Source organism: Micromonospora sp. NPDC047762 (genome assembly GCF_043204655.1).
In the GTDB taxonomy this organism is placed as follows: Bacteria; Actinomycetota; Actinomycetes; order Mycobacteriales; family Micromonosporaceae; genus Micromonospora.
In genome coordinates this window covers 716,623-733,954 of record NZ_JBIDCQ010000002.1, presented here as the reverse complement: position 1 = coordinate 733,954, position 17,332 = coordinate 716,623, and the positions used below count along the sequence as shown (strand labels likewise).

Annotated in this window: 15 protein-coding genes; 4 read left to right on the top strand and 11 right to left on the bottom strand. The window is 72.9% G+C overall.

Translation table 11 applies throughout. The annotated features are described in order from the left end of the window. Positions 1–26: 26 nt before the first annotated feature. The 3 genes from ACGF3C_RS08990 to ACGF3C_RS08980 all read right to left on the bottom strand — a co-directional run bounded on the left by ACGF3C_RS08990 (position 27) and on the right by ACGF3C_RS08980 (position 5,168). Positions 27–3,572, bottom strand: coding sequence for an ATP-dependent helicase (locus ACGF3C_RS08990; protein WP_393220199.1), 3,546 nt, complete (start codon positions 3,570–3,572; stop codon positions 27–29). Between the two features lie 196 nt (positions 3,573–3,768). After that, positions 3,769–4,314 carry a TIGR00730 family Rossman fold protein gene (locus tag ACGF3C_RS08985; protein WP_355008201.1) on the bottom strand — a complete coding sequence of 182 codons (546 nt, stop codon included), beginning with the start codon at positions 4,312–4,314 and terminating at the stop codon, positions 3,769–3,771. Then, on the bottom strand, positions 4,314–5,168 hold the full coding sequence (locus ACGF3C_RS08980) for a TIGR00730 family Rossman fold protein (protein ID WP_357206763.1): 855 nt from the start codon (positions 5,166–5,168) through the stop codon (positions 4,314–4,316). Before ACGF3C_RS08980 ends, ACGF3C_RS08985 begins: the two co-directional genes overlap by 1 nt. 154 nt (positions 5,169–5,322) lie before the next feature. Here ACGF3C_RS08980 and ACGF3C_RS08975 point away from each other — a divergent pair, with 154 nt between their 5' ends. After that, positions 5,323–5,490: a hypothetical protein gene (locus ACGF3C_RS08975; RefSeq protein WP_156057972.1), complete on the top strand. Its 168-nt coding sequence runs from the start codon at positions 5,323–5,325 to the stop codon at positions 5,488–5,490. Between the two features lie 37 nt (positions 5,491–5,527). Here the strand turns inward: ACGF3C_RS08975 and dapE are convergent, their stop codons facing one another. Next, positions 5,528–6,601 carry a succinyl-diaminopimelate desuccinylase gene (gene dapE, locus ACGF3C_RS08970; RefSeq protein ID WP_357223452.1) on the bottom strand — a complete coding sequence of 358 codons (1,074 nt, stop codon included), beginning with the start codon at positions 6,599–6,601 and terminating at the stop codon, positions 5,528–5,530. 78 nt (positions 6,602–6,679) lie between these two features. Here dapE and dapD point away from each other — a divergent pair, with 78 nt between their 5' ends. Further along, positions 6,680–7,639 (top strand): 2,3,4,5-tetrahydropyridine-2,6-dicarboxylate N-succinyltransferase, encoded by a 960-nt coding sequence (gene dapD, locus ACGF3C_RS08965; RefSeq protein WP_112675716.1) that lies wholly within the window; start codon positions 6,680–6,682, stop codon positions 7,637–7,639. Between the two features lie 52 nt (positions 7,640–7,691). On the opposite strand, the gene ACGF3C_RS08960 is transcribed toward dapD, so the two are convergent. Continuing rightward, entirely contained in the window at positions 7,692–11,111 is a 3,420-nt protein-coding gene (locus ACGF3C_RS08960; RefSeq protein WP_393220192.1) for a S8 family serine peptidase, read from the bottom strand. Positions 11,112–11,186: 75 nt separating this feature from the next. Here ACGF3C_RS08960 and ACGF3C_RS08955 point away from each other — a divergent pair, with 75 nt between their 5' ends. Next, a complete protein-coding gene (locus tag ACGF3C_RS08955) occupies positions 11,187–11,744 on the top strand; it encodes a sugar O-acetyltransferase (RefSeq protein WP_393220189.1) in 558 nt (185 codons plus the stop codon). Here ACGF3C_RS08955 and ACGF3C_RS08950 read toward each other — a convergent pair. From ACGF3C_RS08950 to fdxA, 5 genes are read right to left on the bottom strand one after another with little or no spacing between them, the layout of a single operon-like run. After that, entirely contained in the window at positions 11,741–12,388 is a 648-nt protein-coding gene (locus tag ACGF3C_RS08950) for a nucleoside/nucleotide kinase family protein (RefSeq protein WP_393220186.1), read from the bottom strand. The two genes, ACGF3C_RS08955 and ACGF3C_RS08950, sit on opposite strands and share 4 nt — an antisense overlap. Further along, positions 12,388–13,038 (bottom strand): SIMPL domain-containing protein, encoded by a 651-nt coding sequence (locus ACGF3C_RS08945; protein WP_393220183.1) that lies wholly within the window; start codon positions 13,036–13,038, stop codon positions 12,388–12,390. Before ACGF3C_RS08945 ends, ACGF3C_RS08950 begins: the two co-directional genes overlap by 1 nt. A 10-nt stretch (positions 13,039–13,048) precedes the next feature. Beyond that, the gene (locus ACGF3C_RS08940; protein WP_393220180.1) at positions 13,049–14,068 is read right to left on the bottom strand and encodes a prephenate dehydrogenase; all 1,020 of its coding nucleotides are present in this window, start codon (positions 14,066–14,068) and stop codon (positions 13,049–13,051) included. Positions 14,069–14,090: 22 nt separating this feature from the next. Beyond that, the gene (dapC, locus tag ACGF3C_RS08935; protein ID WP_357223470.1) at positions 14,091–15,194 is read right to left on the bottom strand and encodes a succinyldiaminopimelate transaminase; all 1,104 of its coding nucleotides are present in this window, start codon (positions 15,192–15,194) and stop codon (positions 14,091–14,093) included. After that, positions 15,191–15,517 (bottom strand): ferredoxin, encoded by a 327-nt coding sequence (gene fdxA / locus ACGF3C_RS08930; protein WP_030490464.1) that lies wholly within the window; start codon positions 15,515–15,517, stop codon positions 15,191–15,193. Before fdxA ends, dapC begins: the two co-directional genes overlap by 4 nt. Before the next feature lie 79 nt (positions 15,518–15,596). Here fdxA and ACGF3C_RS08925 point away from each other — a divergent pair, with 79 nt between their 5' ends. Next, positions 15,597–16,568 carry a GNAT family N-acetyltransferase gene (locus ACGF3C_RS08925; protein ID WP_393220176.1) on the top strand — a complete coding sequence of 324 codons (972 nt, stop codon included), beginning with the start codon at positions 15,597–15,599 and terminating at the stop codon, positions 16,566–16,568. A gap of 224 nt (positions 16,569–16,792) precedes the next feature. Here the strand turns inward: ACGF3C_RS08925 and ACGF3C_RS08920 are convergent, their stop codons facing one another. After that, on the bottom strand, positions 16,793–17,257 hold the full coding sequence (locus ACGF3C_RS08920) for a hypothetical protein (RefSeq protein ID WP_393220769.1): 465 nt from the start codon (positions 17,255–17,257) through the stop codon (positions 16,793–16,795). Positions 17,258–17,332: the final 75 nt, after the last annotated feature.

Sequence of the window (17,332 nt, the reverse complement as noted above, 5' to 3'; positions counted from 1 at the left end):
CGCAGGTCGCGACTGGGCTCGCACGCTCACTCCTCGCCCTCGCCTGTGCGTCGGACGGTGGGCGGCTCGACGACCTGGCGACCCTGCCCGGAGACCGGGCAGCTGGTGCGCACCGGGCAGACCCGGCACTTCGAGTTGGCCACCGCGGCGAACGTGGCGGCTGCCATCGTATCGGCGGTCCGCCGGACCAGCGCGGTCGCCCAACCGGCCGCCGGCCCCTCGCTGGCGGCCGGCTGATTCTGCTCCCTGGCGTCCTTGGCGGAGGTCCCGAGCTGCACCAGCGCGGCGCCCCCGGACTCGTCACCGAACTCGGCGAACGCCCCTGCCTCCACCGCCGCCTGGTAGGCGCCGAGCTGCGGGTGCTCGGCAAGGTCGGTGCCGGTGACAGCTGTCGACTTGCCGGTCTTCAGGTCGATCACCACGAGCCGCCCGGCCTCGTCGACCTCCAGCCGGTCGACCCGACCGGTCAGGTCGACGGGCCGATTCGGGTCGTCCAGGCGGACGGCGAACTCGTGCTCGATGGCGAGCAGCCGGCGCGGATTGGTGGCCAGCCAGCGCAGCAGCTTGTCGACCATCGCCTCGGCGCGTTCCCGCTCCGGCCCGGCCATCCACCGGGCCGCCAGCTCGATCGCGTCGAACCGGGCGGCCACGTAGTCGAGCAGCGCGCCACGGTCGGCGCTGGCGTCCTCGGCGAGCATCGCGGCGGCGTGCACCAGGTTGCCCACCCCCTGCGCGGTGCTGGTAGGGCCGCTACCGCCGTGCCGTTCCAGCAGCCAGCGCAGGCTGCACCGCAGCGCACTCTCCATGGCCGACGGGGTGACCCGCACCGGGTCGCCGTCGTCGACGAGCGGCCGGTCGTCGGAGAGAACCCGCAACCCCCACCAGTCGTCGGGGTGCGCGCCGGGCACCCCGGCGGCGGCGAGCCGGGCCAGCTCGGCCGCCGCGGCGCGCCGCCGGGCCGCCGGGGCGGCCGGGTCGGTGATGGCGGTACGGAGTTCCGCGACCAACGCCGGCAGGGTGAGCGCCCGAGGTGGACGGGTCACCGGCAGCGCCCCGGGGCGGGCCGGCTCCTCGTCGCCGGTCTCGCCCGCCGCAGCGCCCCCGTTGCCGCCGGACGACGGCTCGGTGCGGGGACCGGGCGGGGTCGGTGGGGCCGGCGGCGGCGCGCTCGGCGGGGTCGGTGGCGGCGCGCTCGGCGGGGTCGGTGGCGGGATGCTCGGGCCCAGTTCGTGCAGGAACCGGCTGGGTTGCTCCTCGTGGTCGTCGCCGCCGACGGCGGCCGACGCCACGGCGCTGACCAGCAGCCGGTGGCGGGCCCGACTGATGGCGACGTGGAAGAGCCGACGCTCCTCGTCCAGCAACGCCGAGGTCTGACCCACCACGTTCGCCGCGGTCGCCCCGTCGACCGACCGGCCGGCCAGCACGTCGACCAGTCGCTCGGAGCCGAGCAGGCTGCCGCGCAACCGCAGGTCCGGCCAGATGCCCTCCTGCACACCGGCCACCGCGACCAGGTCCCATTCCAGGCCCTTCGCGGCGTGCGCGGTGAGCAGGCGTACCGCCGCTCCCCGGTCGGCGGTCGGCGCGATGGTGTCGGCCGGCAGGTCCTGGGCGAGCACGTGGTCGAGGAAGACCTCGGTACGGGCACCGGGCAGCCGGTCGGTGAACCGGGCCGCGGCGTCGAAGAGGACCAGCACGGCGTCCAGGTCGCGGTCGGCAGCCTCGGCTCGCCGACGCCGGGCCAGGTCGCCCTCACCGGCCTCCGGACGCCCCTGGTTGATCGCGCCGGCCCACCGCTCGGCGAGGCCACTGGCGTGCCAGACGGCCCAGAGCACGTCCTCGGCGGTCGCGCCCGGCCGGGCAGCGGCCTCGCGTGCGATGGCCAGCAGCCCGGCCACCGCCTGCGCCGGCTCCGCCCAGTGCCGCTCGATGCCGGCCAACTCCTCCGGATCCTGTAGTGCCTCGACGATCAGCTCCCCGGAGGGACGTCGGTCACCGCCGGCCAACGCGAGCGCGCGAAGGCCCTGCCGCAGCCGCCGTTCGGCCAGCGGGTCGGCCCCGCCGAGCGGCGAGTGCAGCAGCGCGACCGCCGCCTCCTCGTCGAGTCGTTGCGGCTCCAGCGCGCAGCGCAGCAGGAGCAGCAGCGGTGCGACCGCCGGTTGCAGGTGCAGGGGCAGATCCTCACCGTGCACCACTGTGGGTACGCCGGCAGCGTGCAGCGCCCGTCGAAGGGTGGGCAGCTGCAACGCGGTGGACCGCACCAGCACGGCCATCCGTGACCACGGCACGCCGTCGAGCAGGTGTGCCGAGCGCAGCGCGTGGGCCAGCCAGGCGGCCTCGCTGGTCGCCGAGCGGAAGGTGTGCACCTCGACCACGCCGGGCGGCGCGTCCGGCAGGGGGTGCAGCCGGCGGTGCGCGGCCGGGCCCCGCAGCCGGCGACCCAGCCGGGCGATCGCCGTGAGCAGACCCGACCCGGCCCGGTACGACGTGGTCAGCAGCACCTGCGCGGCCGGCGCACCGGATGCCGTCCGGAACCGGTGCGGGAACGTCGCCACCCCGGCCGGATCGGCGCCCCGGAACGCGTACGTGGAGGAATCCGGGTCGGCGAACGCGACGAGCGACTTGCCACCGCCGGCGATGACCGAGAGCAGCTCCAGTTGGGCGGGGTCGGTGTCGGCCAGCTCGTCGAGGTAGACGTACGCGAGCCGACGACGCTCGGCGGCCAGCAACTCCTCGTCGTCGCGCAGCAGCCCGGTGGCCGCCCGGACCAGCTCCGCCGGGTCGTACGCGATGGAGCCCCGGTTGCTGACGTCGCGCAACGCGAGCACGGCGACGTACTCCCGCAGGAAGCGAGCGGCGGCCGGCCAGTCGGCGCGGCCGAGCTTCTCACCCAGCCGGGCCAGTTCGATCGGGCCCACGCCGCGTTCGGCGGCGCGCATGAGCAGGTCGCGCAGTTGGCCGGCGAACGCCCGGGTGCGCAGGGCGGGGCGCAGGTCGGTGGGCCAGCCGACCGGGTCGTCCTCGGGCTCCTCGCCCACCACGTCCAGCAGCTCACGGATGATCAGATCCTGTTCGGGGCCGGTGAGCAGCCGCGGCGACGGTTCGCCCCGCTCGGCGGCGGCGCGGCGGAGCAGCCCGAAGGCGTACGCCGGGAAGGTGCGCACCAACGGCTCGCGCAGCACCCGGTGGCCGTCCTGGGCGATCCGGGCCTCGATGCGTTGTCGCAGTGCGGTGGCGCCTCGGCGGCCGAAAGTCAGCACCAGGATCCGTTCGGGGTCGGCCCCCTCGGCCACCCGGGCGGCGACCGCCTCGACCAGCGTGCTGGTCTTGCCGGTGCCCGGGCCGCCGAGCACGAGCATCGGCCCGTCGGTGTGTCCGACCACCTCGGCCTGCACGGGATCGGCCCGCCAGACGCCGCCGACGGCCAGCTCGGCCCCGGCCACGCGATCGGGCCCACCCGACGTGCCGACACCGCCCACGGACGTGCCGCTGGCGAGCACGGAAACGCTGTCAGGCGTCGCCCCGTCCCCCCGCGCCGACCCTCCGGGCCGCCGCACCAACCGGTACGCCTGCATCAGCTCATCCCATCAGACCCATACGACAACCAACCCCACCCCTGCCCCTACCCCCACACCCCGCCCCCGCGCACCCCACCCCATCTACCCCTGTCGATCATGAGGTTAGCGGCGCGACACGCCGACGGAGACGCCACTAACTTCATGATCACCGGGGCGGGCCGAGGTCCGGGCGGGCCGGGCGGGCGGGTGGGGGTCAGGTCAGGTGGGATTCCAGGACGTCGAGGGCCTCGGTGACGGTGGTGGTGACCGTCAGGAGGTCGCGGCCGGCGGGCTTGAGGAAGGTCTGGTCGGCCAGCGCGTCGAGCCAGTCCAGCAGGGGGCGGTAGAACCCGTCGGTGTCGATCAGCACCATCGGCTTGGTGTGCTGGGCGAGGGTGGCGGTGGTCCAGACCTCGAACAACTCGTCCAGGGTGCCCAGCCCGCCGGGCAGGGTGAGGAAGGCGTCCGACTTGTCGATCATCAGGGTCTTGCGGCTGGCCATCGAGTCGGTCACCAGCAGCTCGTCCGAGGCCAGGTCGGCGACCTCCAGGTCGACCAGCGACTGCGGGATCACGCCGACGGTGCGCCCGCCGGCGGATCGCGCGCCGTCCGCCAGCGCGCCCATCATGCCGACGCAGCCACCACCGCTGACCAGCGTGTGCCCGCGCCGGGCCAGCTCCGCGCCGGTCTCGGCGGCCAGGTCCAACCAGCGCTGATCGAGGGTACGAGAGGAGGCGCAGAAGACGCAGATCGCCGCCATCAGTCGTGGTCCCGAGCCTGTTCGGCTGCCGCCTGCTGGTCTGCGCCGGTGCGGGCGACGGCCTCCTCGCGGACCGCCTCCTGCTCGGCGGAGAGAGCGGCCTCCGACGCGACGATGTACCGGACCGCCTCGTTGACGTCGTCGGTGAGGCAGATCAGATCCAGGTCCACCGGCCCGATCTTGCCGGTGGCGGCCATCGTGTCGCGCAGCCAGTCCAGCAGGCCCTGCCAGTAGGCGACGCCCATGAGCACCACCGGGAACCGGGTGACCTTGCCGGTCTGCACCAGGGTGAGCGCCTCGAACAACTCGTCCATGGTGCCGAACCCGCCGGGCAGTACGACGAACGCCTGGGCGTACTTGACGAACATCGTCTTGCGGGCGAAGAAGTAGCGGAAGTCGATGGCCAGGTCGACCCAGTCGTTGATGCCCTGCTCGAACGGAAGCTCGATGCCGAGCCCCACGGAGAGCCCGTTGGCCTCGCTGGCGCCCCGGTTCGCGGCCTCCATCACGCCAGGCCCACCTCCGGTGATCACCGCGTAGCCGGCTCGGGCCAGCGCACCGCCCAACTCCTCGGCCAACTGGCACTCGGCGCTGTCCGGCGCGCTACGCGCCGAGCCGAAGACGCTGACCGCCGACGGCACGTCGGCAAGGGTGTCGAAACCCTCGACGAACTCGGCGAGGATGCGCAGCGCACGCCAGGCGTCCTTGGTCTTCCAGTCGCCCCGCCCCCGTGAATCAAGCAGTCGCTGGTCGGCGGTGCTGCTCGGGATCGCCCCTCTGCGCAGGGTGACCGCACCGCGATGCCGCTCCTGTCCGGGACCGCGACCGGCCTCCCGCCCGTTGCTCTGGCTCATGGGGCAACCGTAGTGGAGCAGCACCGCCCGGGTGCGCGGGGCGGGGACGCCGAGAAATTGTTCGGGATCACGGGCAACTATTCGGCGCTCCCGTACGTCTTACTATTCACATACCGGGTATGCCCCGGCGCGCGCCTTCGGGGGAGGAGACAGCGTGATCAGTAACAGCGAGATGATCCGGATTCGTCGCCAGATGCAGCGACGGATCCGAGACGTGGTGGCCGAACGCCGCCGCACCCGCCAGCAGAACCCGATCCCCACCTCCCCCACCCCGTCCGGAGCCGATCAAGAGGTTTGCGTCGCCGACAACGGGCCAGGCTGACGCAAAACCTCTTGATCACCGGGCGCTCCGGCGGGGGTCAGGCTGGGGCTAGCCAGCGGTGCAGGGTTGCCGCGCCGTCGCGGATCTTGCTGATCTCGACGTGCTCGTCGGGGTGGTGGGCGAGGTTCGGATCGCCCGGGCCGAAGTTCAGCGCGGGAATGCCCATCGCCGCGAACCGGGCCACGTCGGTCCAGCCCAGCTTGCCGATCGGCGCGGCGCCGACCGCCGCCAGGAACTCCTTCGCGGGGGCCGCGTCGAGCCCGGGGGCGGCACCGGCAGCAGTGTCGGTGACTGTCAGCTCGAAGCCGGCGAACACCTCACGCAGGTGCGCCTCCGCCTCGGCCGGGGTGCGGTCCGGGGCGAACCGGTAGTTGACCTCGACCTCACACAGGTCGGGGACCACGTTGCCGGCCACCCCACCGTTGATCCGCACCGCGTTCATGCCCTCGCGGTAGTCGCAGCCGTCGATGGTGACCCGGCGCGCCTGGTACGTCTGGAGGCGTCGCAGCACCTCGCCGGCGGCGTGGATGGCGTTGACCCCGTGCCAGGAGCGCGCCGAGTGGGCGCGTACGCCGGTCGTGGTGACCACCGAGCGCATGGTGCCCTGGCAGCCCGCCTCGACGATGCCGTACGTCGGCTCCAGCAGCACGGCGAAGTCCGCCTGCAACCACTCCGGGAACGCCTGGGCGACGAGGTTGAGCCCGTTGTACTTGGACTCGATCTCCTCGGCCTCGTAGAAGAAGTACGTCACGTCGTAGCGCGGCTCGGGCAGCGTCACCGCCAGGTGCAGCGCGTACGCGGTGCCGGACTTCATGTCGGAGGTGCCGCAGCCGTACATCAGGTCGCCGCGCATCGTCGACGGGAAGTTGTTGTTCAACGGCACCGTGTCGAGGTGCCCGGCCAGCACGACACGCTGCGACCGACCGAGGTCGGTACGGGCCATCACCGTGTTGCCGTGCCGGTGGGTGGTCAGGTGCGGTACGGCCCGCAGCACCTCTTCGACACAGTCGGCGATCGCCTTCTCGTTGAGGGACACGGACTCTATGTCGACCAGAGCGCGGGTCAGCTGCACCGGATCGGCGAGGACCTCGGGGGTCAGCGGGTTCTCCATGGTTCGCACGGTACCTTCAGGTCTGTCAGCGCGAGGAGCGAGCCGAGGTCAGCCCGGCCGTGACCGAGAGGTGTAACAGTGACGTCCGCAGATTCCGCCTGGGGCATCGGCCTGGCTACGGTCACCGCAGACGAGCAGGTGCTCGACACCTGGTACCCGACCGGCAAACTGGGTCTGGGCGAACTGCCGCTGGTAGCCGGCGAGGACAAGGCGGACGTGCTCGACCTGCCGCCGGCCGCGCTCGGTGACCGGCCCCTGCCTGGTCTGCGTACCGTGCAGGTCGTGACCGTGATCGGCTCGTTGGACGACCCGATCAAGGACGCCTCCGACGCGTACCTCCGGTTGCACCTGCTCTCGCACCGCCTGGTGCGACCCAACCAGCTCAACCTGGACGGCATCTTCGGCAAGCTGGCCAACGTGGCCTGGACGTCCGCCGGGCCGTGCCCCCCGGAGCGGGTGGACGAGCTGCGGGTGATCGAGCGGGCTGCCGGCCGGCACCTGGCGGTGTACGGGGTCGACAAGTTCCCGCGGATGACCGACTACGTGGTGCCCTCCGGTGTGCGGATCGCCGACGCCGACCGGGTCCGTCTCGGCGCGCACCTGGCCGCCGGCACCACTGTGATGCACGAGGGCTTCGTGAACTTCAACGCCGGCACCGTCGGCACCTCGATGGTCGAGGGGCGGATCGTGCAGGGCGTGCTGGTCGGCGACGGCTCCGACATCGGTGGCGGGGCCTCCATCATGGGCACCCTCTCCGGCGGCGGCACCGACAAGATCAGCATCGGTGAGCGCAGCCTGGTCGGCGCGAACGCCGGCGTCGGGATCTCACTCGGCGACGACTGCGTGGTCGAGGCCGGCTGCTACATCACCGCCGCGTCGAAGATCACGCTCCCTGACGGCCGGGTGGTCAAGGCCCGGGAGCTGTCCGGCGTCGACGGTCTGCTGTTCTGGCGCAACTCGGTCACCGGTGGGCTGGAGGCCCGGCCGCGCACCGGGCGGGGCATCGAGCTGAACGCCGCCCTGCACGCCAACGACTGACGGCCCCGTCCGGGTCCGCGGCGCTCGGCCGCGGACCCGGACGGGGTACGCCTCAGCGCAGCCGGTACGCCTGGATGATCCGTTGGGTCACCGTGTTGCCGGCGGTGTCCCGGGCGGTGGCCCGCAGCGACACGTGGCCGGCGCCGGCCGGATGCCGCAACAGGGCCGACCAGCCGTCGGTCGAGGTGCGGACCAGCTTCGCCCTGCTCCAGGTCTTCCCGCCGTCGTAGGAGACGTCGACAATGAGCTTCTCCACCCGGTTGGCCGCTGCGCCGGGCTGCCGCTGTACCCGTACCGGCACGACGAAGCCCTGACCGGCCGGAGCACTGTTGTCGACCCGCAGCGGCGGCGCGAAGCGCACCGCCGACAGGGGTAGTCGGGCCGGCGTCTCACCGGCGACGTGCCTCGACCGGAAGGTCCAGCTGGACTCCACCTCGGTGCTCAGGTCGGTGAAGCTCCGCTTCGCCGACGTGACGAGCCGGTAGTCCGCAGCACCCGGTGGCACTGTGAACTCCCCGTAGCCGGCGTACTCGCTCTCCCCGACCAGCTTGCCGTTGCGCCAGAGCTTGGTGTGCTCGCTGTCGGTCAGCGAGGCGCCGGGGTGCCCGGCCGCGTCGCTGTACATCGGCACGTCGGCCAGGATGGTGTCGCCGACCCGGGAGACGCTCTGGTGCGGCCAGCGCGGTTTCGGGAAGGACGGTGAGTACGGCGCCTGGTTCCAGATCTCCTGGACCGTCCGGCCGGCCCGGTAGGCGGTGGGGACGGAAAAGAGCGCCGCGTTCGGGTTCAACCAGCCTTCCTCGTCCACCGTTCCGAAGTAGATTTCGGATTCCCACTTCACGTTCCTGGTGTTGTAGTGCTCGACCCGCTGGCCGGGCACGACGGTGGGCAGGACCACAGCGGAATAGCCGACGTTGTACTCCAGCTCGGGGAACACGAGCCGCTCGGCCACCGTGCCCGGCTGGCCACCGCGGAACTGGTGCACGACGGTGGCCAGGTCCCGCCGGGTGTAGTCGCGGACGAACCCGGTGGGCATCCGGCCAGGGATCGCCTCGGCCAACGCGTACAGGTACGGGCTGTTGTCCGCTTCCGGCGTGGTCCAGTTGCTGCTGACGGTGGCGACGAACGTGTCGGCGGAGACCGGCTTGCCGATCTGGCCGCTGGTCAGGCCGGTGAACGTCTCCGCCCAGAGCCCGACCCCGTACCCACTGCCGTCGTCGGCGGTGAAGTTGCCGCTGAGGTCGATCAGTTGCGGGACGGCGGTGCGGTCCGGAACGGTCGTCCGCACGGGCCTGGCCCGACGGGCGTCCACGACGATCCGGGTGTCCCGCTCGACGGTCACCTCGGGCTGCATCAACAGGGACATCCCGCGCTGCTCGTCCTCCGGACCGGGCTCGAAGACGAGGCCACTCAGGCCGTAGTGCCCCTTGGGCACCCGCACGGTGGCCACCCCGTCGGAACTGACGACGTCCCAGAAGCCGAAGGTGTCCAATCCGACCAGTGACGTCCAGTGGTCCGCGGTGCGCGCGCCGGCGCGGTTCAGGTGCTCCACGGTGAGCGTGTAGCTCTCCACCTCCCGGTTCACGGCCAGCGGGGTGACAGCTACCGCGTCACCGGACCGGGCCACGATCCGCCCGGTCCAGTAACCGTCGGCGTCGCCGACCCGGGTGTCAGTGGTGACGGTCGTGGCCGCGGTGCCACCTGCCGGCACTGTGAGTTGGTCGGCGCCCAACTGGAAGAGGCCGACCGGCAGCGCCCGACCGCCGGGGCCGGCGCCCTCGATGCTCAGGTCCACGGTGACCGGGGCCGGACCGTCGTTGCGCCAGGTCACCGTGCGGGTGATCGGAACGTCGTCAGTGTGCGGCCAGAGCGTGCGCCCGAACGAGACGCTCACCGGGTCGGAGGTGAGCTGCTGGGTGATGGCGTGTGCGACGTCGACCCGCCCGGCACCCTGCTGGTAGGCGGTCTGGTCCGGGTGCGGCTTGGCGGCTGCCATCAGGGTGGCCTTGAGCCGGTCAGCGCGCCATCCGGGGTGCTGCTGGGCCAGCAGCGCGGCCGACCCGGCCACGTGCGGGGTGGCCATCGAGGTGCCGGAGAGCGTGACGTAGCGGTCCCCCACCGGATCACCGATGACGCCGTTGGCGGACCGGGCGGCGACGATGTCGACGCCGGGCGCGGTGATGTCCGGCTTCAGCGCGTCGTCGCCGACTCGCGGGCCCCGGCTGGAAAAGTCGGCCAGTTCGTCGTCGCGGTCCACCGCGCCCACTGCGAGCCCGGCGTCGGCGCTGGCCGGGGAGCCGACCGAACCGTCCGAACCGTCGTTGCCGGCGGCGAGGACGAACAGCGTGCCGGTCTGCGCGGTCAGGGTCTGCACCGCCTCCTCCAGCGGGTCGACCTCCGGGGTGTCCCAGCCGCCGAGGCTCATGTTGATCACTGCGGCCTTCTTCTCGACCGCGGCCCACTGCATGCCGGCGAGGATCGCCGAGTCGGGGCAGCCGTTGTCCTCGCAGACCTTGCCGTCCAGCAGCGTCGCGTCCGGTGCCACGCCCCGGTACTTGCCGTCGGAGGCCGCGCCGGAGCCCGCGATCGTCGAGGCCACGTGGGTGCCGTGGCCGACAGTGTCGCGAGCGTCGGTGGCCTCCGTGAAGTTGCGCGCCTCGGCCACCTTGCCGGCCAGGTCCGGGTGGGTCGCGTCGACGCCGGTGTCCAGCACCGCGACGGACACTCCGGCGCCGGTGAACCCGGCCGCCCAGGCGGCGGGCGCGCCGATCTGCGGCACGCTGTGGTCGAGGCTCACCTGTCGACGCCCGTCCAGCCAGATCCGCTCGACGCCCCCCGCCGCGTCGAGCCGGGCCCCGGCGGGACCGGTGGCGAGAGTCGCCCACACCGCGCCGAGGGAGGACTTGTCGCTGTTCAGGGCGGCACCGCGGATCACCGGCAGGTCGCGGGTCAGCCGCGTGCCGGGCAGGGCGGCCGGGGCACGCCGGGCGGTCCCCGTCGAGCCGTACGACACCAGCAGCGGCAGGGTGCTGCGCCTGGTGTCGTCGTAGCCCGCCTCGACCAGCCCGGTGATGTCGAAGAGTCGCCGGTCCACCCGGCCCGAGCGCAGCAACGGCAGCGCGTCCGTCGGCGTCACGGTGAGGCGTCCGCGCTCGCGCTGGACCAGGAACTGCACGTCCTCGCGGCCGGCGCCGCGCCGGACCGAGGCACCGGACGCGGTGACTGTGACCCGGTCACCGGTGATCAGCGTGACGGTGGTCGAGCGGTTGGCGATGGGTCCACCCGGAGTGGACTGTTTGTCGGTGCCGCCCGGTGGGGCGGGCGCGGCGGCCGTGGCTGAGGCGGGAGCCGGCGCGGAGAGCGCCAGCGCGAACACGAGGCCGAGAGCGGCCAATCTTCTTCCCTGGTGCAACGGATCCTCCTGGTCAAGCGTCTTGATGGATGGAGTCACATTGACAACCCAGAATTGCATACCGAGTATGCAAAAAGAAGGCCAGAAAGTGACGGACCCGCCACGAGCCGACGAACCGGCCGGCATGATCGGGCGGTGACCTCCATGAAGGACAGGATGCTCGCCGGCGAGCCATACATCGCCGACGATCCCGAAATCATCGCCGATCTGGACCGGGCCGCCCGGCTGATGGAGCGCTTCAACACCACTCCCGCGGCCGATCCGCAGGCCCGGATCGCGGCACTGCGTGAACTCCTCGGCGAACTCGGCGAGGACACCTGGATCCGCCCACCGTTCTACTGCGACTACGGCTGGCAGATCCGGATCGGCCCCCGCAGCTTCGTCAACTACAACGCGGTCTTCCTCGACGTCGCTCCGATCACCCTCGGCGCGGACGTCCAGGTCGGCCCCAACGTGCAGCTGCTCACCCCGACGCATCCGGTCGAGCCCGGCCCGCGACGGGACAAGTGGGAGGCGGCCAAGCCGATCACCATCGGCGACAACGTGTGGCTCGGCGGTGGCGCGATAGTCCTGGCCGGCGTGACGATCGGCGCGGACACCGTCGTCGGCGCGGGCGCGGTGGTCACCAGGGACCTGCCCGCCAACGTGGTGGCCGTCGGCAACCCGGCCCGGCCGGTCCGCGAACTCAGCTAGACGGTCGGTGGATCTGCCAGGCGGACGACCAGGTCAGCCCGGTCGGCGGTGGGGGTGATCAAGGCGGCGTTCGACTCGTCGCTGCCCAGCGCCCACGCCCGCGCCTGCTCCGGAGACCGACCGAACGCCTCGTGCCGGGCGGTCAGCTGGCGGTGCCGCACCTCGGCGTCCAGGTCGAGAAACCATGCCTCGTGCAGCAGTGGTCGGATCTCCTGCCAGGGGAAGTCCGGCAACAGCAGATAGTTGCCCTCGGTCACCACCAGCCGGACCGACGGCAGCACCTCGATCGCGCCGGCCACCGGCTCCTCCAGCTCCCGGCGGAACTCCGGCGCGTAGACCGACGTCGGCTCCAACCGGCGGAGCCGGCGCAGCAACGAGACGTACCCGTTGGCGTCGAAGGTGTCCACAGCGCCCTTGCGGTCGGCGCGGCCCAGGCGAACCAGTTGCGTCTGCGCCAGGTGGAAACCGTCCATCGGCACCAGGCAGGCTGCCGGCCCGATCTCGGCGACGATCCGTTCCGCCAGGGTGGACTTCCCGGCGCCCGGCGCGCCGGCGATGCCGAGCAGCTGTCGCGGGCCGGCCTCGACGAGCGTCAACGCCCGCGCCACCAACTCGTCGGCGGACAGCACCCGGGCCGGCGGCATCAGCCCAGAACCGGGTCGCTGATGGTGAACCGCGCCTGCACCGCCGCCTGCACGGTCTGCGGCTGCGGGTCCAGCTCAAGCTCCGGCGGGCCACCACCCGCACCACCGCCGCCGGCGAACGCCGCGCGGGCGAACATCGGCCGATCGACGGGCCCCGCGTCGGCCAGCTCGATCAGCGACGTGACCTGGGCACCGAGCGCCTCCGCGTACTCCCGGGCCCGCAACAGCGCGTCGCTGATCGCGGCGTGCCGAGCCGCACGGTGGGCGGGGCTGTCCGGACGAAGCTCCCACCACGGGCCGGCCACCTCGACCTGGTCCTGGTCGGCCAGCCGCAGCATCAGCTCACCAAGGGCGGTGAAGTCGGTGACGGTGACGGTCGTGGTGACACTGCCGTGCCAGGCGACCACCCGCTCGCCCGAGCGCCGCGTCTCCGGCCGCACCCGCAGGTCGCCCGTCTCCCGCCGCGCCACCATCGGCCCGAAGCCGTCCAACAGCACCCGAACGGCGGCGGCCCGCTCCGCCAACCGGGTGAGCGTCGCCTCCCGGTCCCGGTCACGCGCCGTCGCGGTGACCGCGAACCGGGCCAGCTCGGGCGGCACCTCCCGGTACGCCTCGCCGCGCACCTGCACCACCGGACCGTCCGTCGCCATGCCCCTCAGCCTAGTCAGCGACGGGGCGCCGCGCCGCGTAGGAGACGGTGTCCGCGTCGACGTGCAGGCCGGCCAGGTAGCCGCCGGCCACCCCCAGCTCGCGCAACCAGGACACCTCTGCGGCGTGGTCACCACCGGCCGGGAACTGTCTGTCGTCCACGTCGAACCGCCTGTCGCGCAGCGCCACCCGGGAGGCCCGCGCCTCGTCGTAGCGTGCGGTCAGCGCCGGGGCGTCATCGGCGCGCAGCGCGGTGGTCAGGTCGTCCAGGAACGCGGTGACCTCGGCCAGCTCACGCAGCACCCGGTCCCGGTTGCCGAGCAGCATGTTGGCGGTCCGATCGGCCGGGGTTCCGGCGACCCGGGTGCCGTCGGAGAAGCTGCCGGCGGCGAGCGCGAGGATCGCGTCGCGCAGCGGCGCGCGTTGCACGGCGCCGGCCAGCGCGCCGGCGAGCAGGTGCGGCACGTGTGACGCGAGCGCGGCGGCCGAGTCGTGCTCCGTGGCGGACATCGGCACCACCCGGGCCTCGAAGACCTCCACCAGCAGCTCGGCCAGCCAACGGAACGCGGTGGTGGCCGGGCCGGGCGCCGGACAGAGCACCCAGGCCGCGCCGGTGAGCAGGTCCGGGCGCGCGGCCGTCAAGCCCGCCCGGTCGGTGCCCGCCATCGGGTGGCCGGGCACGAACCGGTGCGTCAGCCCGTGCGCGGCGGCGAACACCGCCACCTGCTCCTTGGTGCTACCGACGTCGGTGAGCACACAACGCTCACCGGTCATCGCCGCCACCTCGACCAGCGTCGCCGGCAGGGTGGGCAACGGTCCGCACAGGAAGACCACGTCCCGGTCGGTCACCGCCTCGACCAGGCGGTCCGGCGCGGGTACGCCCACCCGACGGGTCTCCCGCCGGGTGGCCTCGTCCGGGTCCCACCCGACCACGTCGATGCCGGCGGCGACCATCCGGAGCAGCACCGAGCCACCGATCAGGCCGGTGCCGACGACCGCCGCCCGTACCCGCGCACCCGGCCTGTCCACCATGCTCGACCGCCCGGCGCCGCGATCAGGCGAGGCGCGCCGCGACGCCGGCGATGTGCTCGTCGGACTCGGTCAGCGCGACCCGGACATGCTGCCCGGCCGTCGGGCCGTAGAAGACGCCGGCGGCGACCAGAATGCCGCGTCGGGCCAGCCAGTCGACCGTCTGCCAGCAATCCTCACCCCTGGTCAGCCAGAGGTAGAGGCCCGCCTCGGAGTGCTCGACGGTGAACCCGGCACCGGTGAACGCCGCGGCGAGCACCTCCCGCCGGGCCCGGTAACGCTCCCGCTGCTCCTCGGCGTGTCGCTCGTCCTCCAGCGCGGCGACCATGGCCGCCTGAACCGGCGCGGGCACGATCATGCCAGCGTGCTTGCGGACCTTGAGCAGCTCGGCGACGAGCGTCGGGTCGCCAGCCACGAACCCGGCCCGGTAGCCGGCGAGGTTGGACCGCTTGGAGAGCGAGTGCACGGCCAGCACCCCGGCGTAGCTGCCCCCGCTGACCTGCGGAGACAACACCGAGACCGGGTCGGCCGACCAGCCCAGGGGCAGGTAGCACTCGTCGCTCGCGACCACCGCGCCACGTTCGCGGGCCCAGTCGACCACCTTGCGCAGGTGCGCCGCGGGCAGCACCCGGCCGGTCGGGTTGCCGGGCGAGTTGACCCAGACCAGGCGAACCCGCGAGGTCGGCCCGACCGCCGTGAGCGAGTCGGCACGAACGACTGTGGCACCGGCAAGCCGGGCGCCATCCTCGTAGGTGGGGTACGCGACCGACGGCACCACCACCACGTCACCCGGGCCGATGCCGAGCAGCGTGGGCAGCCAGGCCACCAGCTCCTTCGAGCCGATGGTCGGCAGCACACCGAGACCGTCGACGCCGGCGCCACAGGCCCGGGACACCCACGCCGCGATGGCGGCCCGCAACGCCGGGGTGCCGGCGGTCAGCGGGTAACCGGGAGCGTCGGACGCGTCAGCCAACGCCCGCCGGATCACCTCGGGCACCGGGTCGACCGGCGTACCCATGGAGAGGTTGATCAGGCCCTCCGGATGCGCCGCGGCCAACGTGGCCGCGGCGTCCAGGGTGTCCCAGGTGAACTCGGGCAGCCGCGACGAGACCGGCGCGGGCCGGTTCAGTGGCCCTCGCCGCGCGGCGGCTGCGCGGCGACGAAGGTGGCGTCCTTCTCCACCTTGCCGACCTTCGAGGCGCCACCGGGCGAGCCCAGGTCCTCGAAGAACTCGTAGTTCGCGCCGGTGTAGTCCTTCCACTGCTCCGGGACGTCGTCCTCGTAGAAGATCGCCTCTACGGGGCAGACGGGCTCACAGGCACCACAGTCGACGCACTCGTCGGGGTGGATGTAGAGCATCCGATTGCCCTCGTAAATGCAGTCGACCGGGCACTCCTCGATGCATGCCTTGTCGAGCACATCTACGCACGGCTCGGCGATGATGTAGGTCACCGGTCTTCTCCTCCGCAAGACTCGCCGCGATCTCCCGCGACGGTAAGAGCCTAGTATCTCGCCGGGGAGGGGGTCGATCGTGCTCCGACAGCAGGATGTGGGACACCGAATCGTGGTCCGCCGGATTGTGGGGATTCGCGAGGGCCGCCCGCTATTTTCCGATGCCCTCGGCGAGCTGGTAGAGCTGAGCGAGACTCATCTCACGCTGGCCACCGCGCAGGGGTCGCTTCGGGTCCCGGTGGCGCAGGTCCACCGCGCCAAGCGCGTCCCGCCGACCCGTCGGCCGACCGCCGCGGCGGTCGTGGCGCTGGAGCGGGCCGCCGACGAGGCCTGGCCCGCACCGATCCGGGGCCGACTGGGTGACTGGCTGCTCCGGTCGGCCGAGGGCTGGACCGGGCGCGCCAACTCGGCGCTGCCGATCGGCGACCCGGACCGACCACTGGCCGCCGCGGTCGACGCGGTGGAACGCTGGTACGCCGAGCGACGGCAACCCGCCTTGATCAACACGCCGCTGCCCCTCTCCGCTCCGGTCGGCGCCGAACTGGACGACCGCGGCTGGGGCACCCGCCCGCCGACGCTGGTGCAGACCGCGCCGCTGCCCCTGCCGGCGTCGACGCCCGCCAGCGGCCAGGCCGACGGGTGGGGCAGTGCGGTCGTCGAGCTGGCCACCGCGCCCAGCGACGAATGGCTGGCCATCGCCGCCGGCCGCAAGGGCGGCCTGCCGGACGCCGCCCGACACGTCCTCACCGCCGTGGGCCAGGTCCGCTTCGCCCACGTGTACGCCGACAACGCCCTGGTGGCCGTCGGACGCGGCACCGTGACCGGCCAGGGGCGCTGGTTGGGCCTCAGCCTGATCGAGGTGGTGCCGGCGGCCCGCCGTCAGGGGTTGGCCCGCCGCGTGGTCCACGAGCTGGCCAGCTGGGGCGTGTCAGGTGGCGCGACGCACGCGTTCCTCCAGGTCGAGCAGCGCAACGCAGCGGCGGTCGCGCTCTACCAGCGGCTCGGCTTCGTCACCCACCACACCTACCTGACCCGGGTCGCCCCGAACTGACCTCGACCGCCGCCGGGCGCGGCGGCGGCCCGGCGCGGCGGCGGCCCGGCGCGGCGGCGGCCCGGCGCGGCGGCGGCCCGGCGCGGCGGCGGCCCGGCGCGGCGGCGGCCCGGCACTTGATCCACTCGGCTTTCAGGAAGTCGCGGCATCCGGACGCCCGGGACCCCCCGACTTCAAGGAAGCCGAGTCGATCAAGACGTCGGGACGGCCGAGCTGGGCGGTGGTCAGCGGCGGACGACCCGGCGGGGCTTCGCGGCCTTGACCTCCGCGTACCGCTTGAGCTGCTGAGAGCGGTAGTCCCGGCCGAGCGCGGTGAGCACCAGATAGCCGATCAGCAACCCGGCGCCGCTGGCGAGCAGGTAGAGCCAGATCTGGGCGAAGAACGTCGCCGCGCCGCCGGCGAACGGGTCGTGACCGACCAGCAGGGGCCCGACCAGCACAGTCAGCAGCATCGCCACCGGCACCACGAGGGCCATGTCGGCGGCCCAGCCCGCCAGCGGCCGGCGACGACCCCAACGGAAGGCGACCACGGCGAGGATCAGGCCGATCACCGTGAACATCGCCAGCGACACCCGGTCGGCGGCGGTGTCGTCACCGTCGAAGCCGAGCCGGATGATCAATCGGGCCACCACGTTGACCGCGAACAGCGCTGCAACGAGCACCCCGAGGTCACGCCACCGCTTGTCCATCGCCGGACCCTCCTGCCGTACGCCCCGTCGCGGGGTTCGCATCCCTGGCAGGAATATCTACCACTCTTACCTGGG

What these genes read in the sequence shown, in the direction of transcription:
- ACGF3C_RS08940 (WP_393220180.1), bottom strand. Translation starts at nt 14,068, where the DNA reads ATGGTGGACAGGCCGGGTGCGCGGGTACGGGCGGCGGTCGTCGGCACC.
- dapE (WP_357223452.1), bottom strand. Translation starts at nt 6,601, where the DNA reads ATGGAGAACCCGCTGACCCCCGAGGTCCTCGCCGATCCGGTGCAGCTG.
- ACGF3C_RS08990 (WP_393220199.1), bottom strand. Translation starts at nt 3,572, where the DNA reads ATGCAGGCGTACCGGTTGGTGCGGCGGCCCGGAGGGTCGGCGCGGGGG.
- ACGF3C_RS08985 (WP_355008201.1), bottom strand. Translation starts at nt 4,314, where the DNA reads ATGGCGGCGATCTGCGTCTTCTGCGCCTCCTCTCGTACCCTCGATCAG.
- ACGF3C_RS08950 (WP_393220186.1), bottom strand. Translation starts at nt 12,388, where the DNA reads ATGCCGCCGGCCCGGGTGCTGTCCGCCGACGAGTTGGTGGCGCGGGCG.
- ACGF3C_RS08920 (WP_393220769.1), bottom strand. Translation starts at nt 17,257, where the DNA reads ATGGACAAGCGGTGGCGTGACCTCGGGGTGCTCGTTGCAGCGCTGTTC.
- ACGF3C_RS08960 (WP_393220192.1), bottom strand. Translation starts at nt 11,111, where the DNA reads ATGCAATTCTGGGTTGTCAATGTGACTCCATCCATCAAGACGCTTGAC.
- ACGF3C_RS08945 (WP_393220183.1), bottom strand. Translation starts at nt 13,038, where the DNA reads ATGGCGACGGACGGTCCGGTGGTGCAGGTGCGCGGCGAGGCGTACCGG.
- ACGF3C_RS08980 (WP_357206763.1), bottom strand. Translation starts at nt 5,168, where the DNA reads ATGAGCCAGAGCAACGGGCGGGAGGCCGGTCGCGGTCCCGGACAGGAG.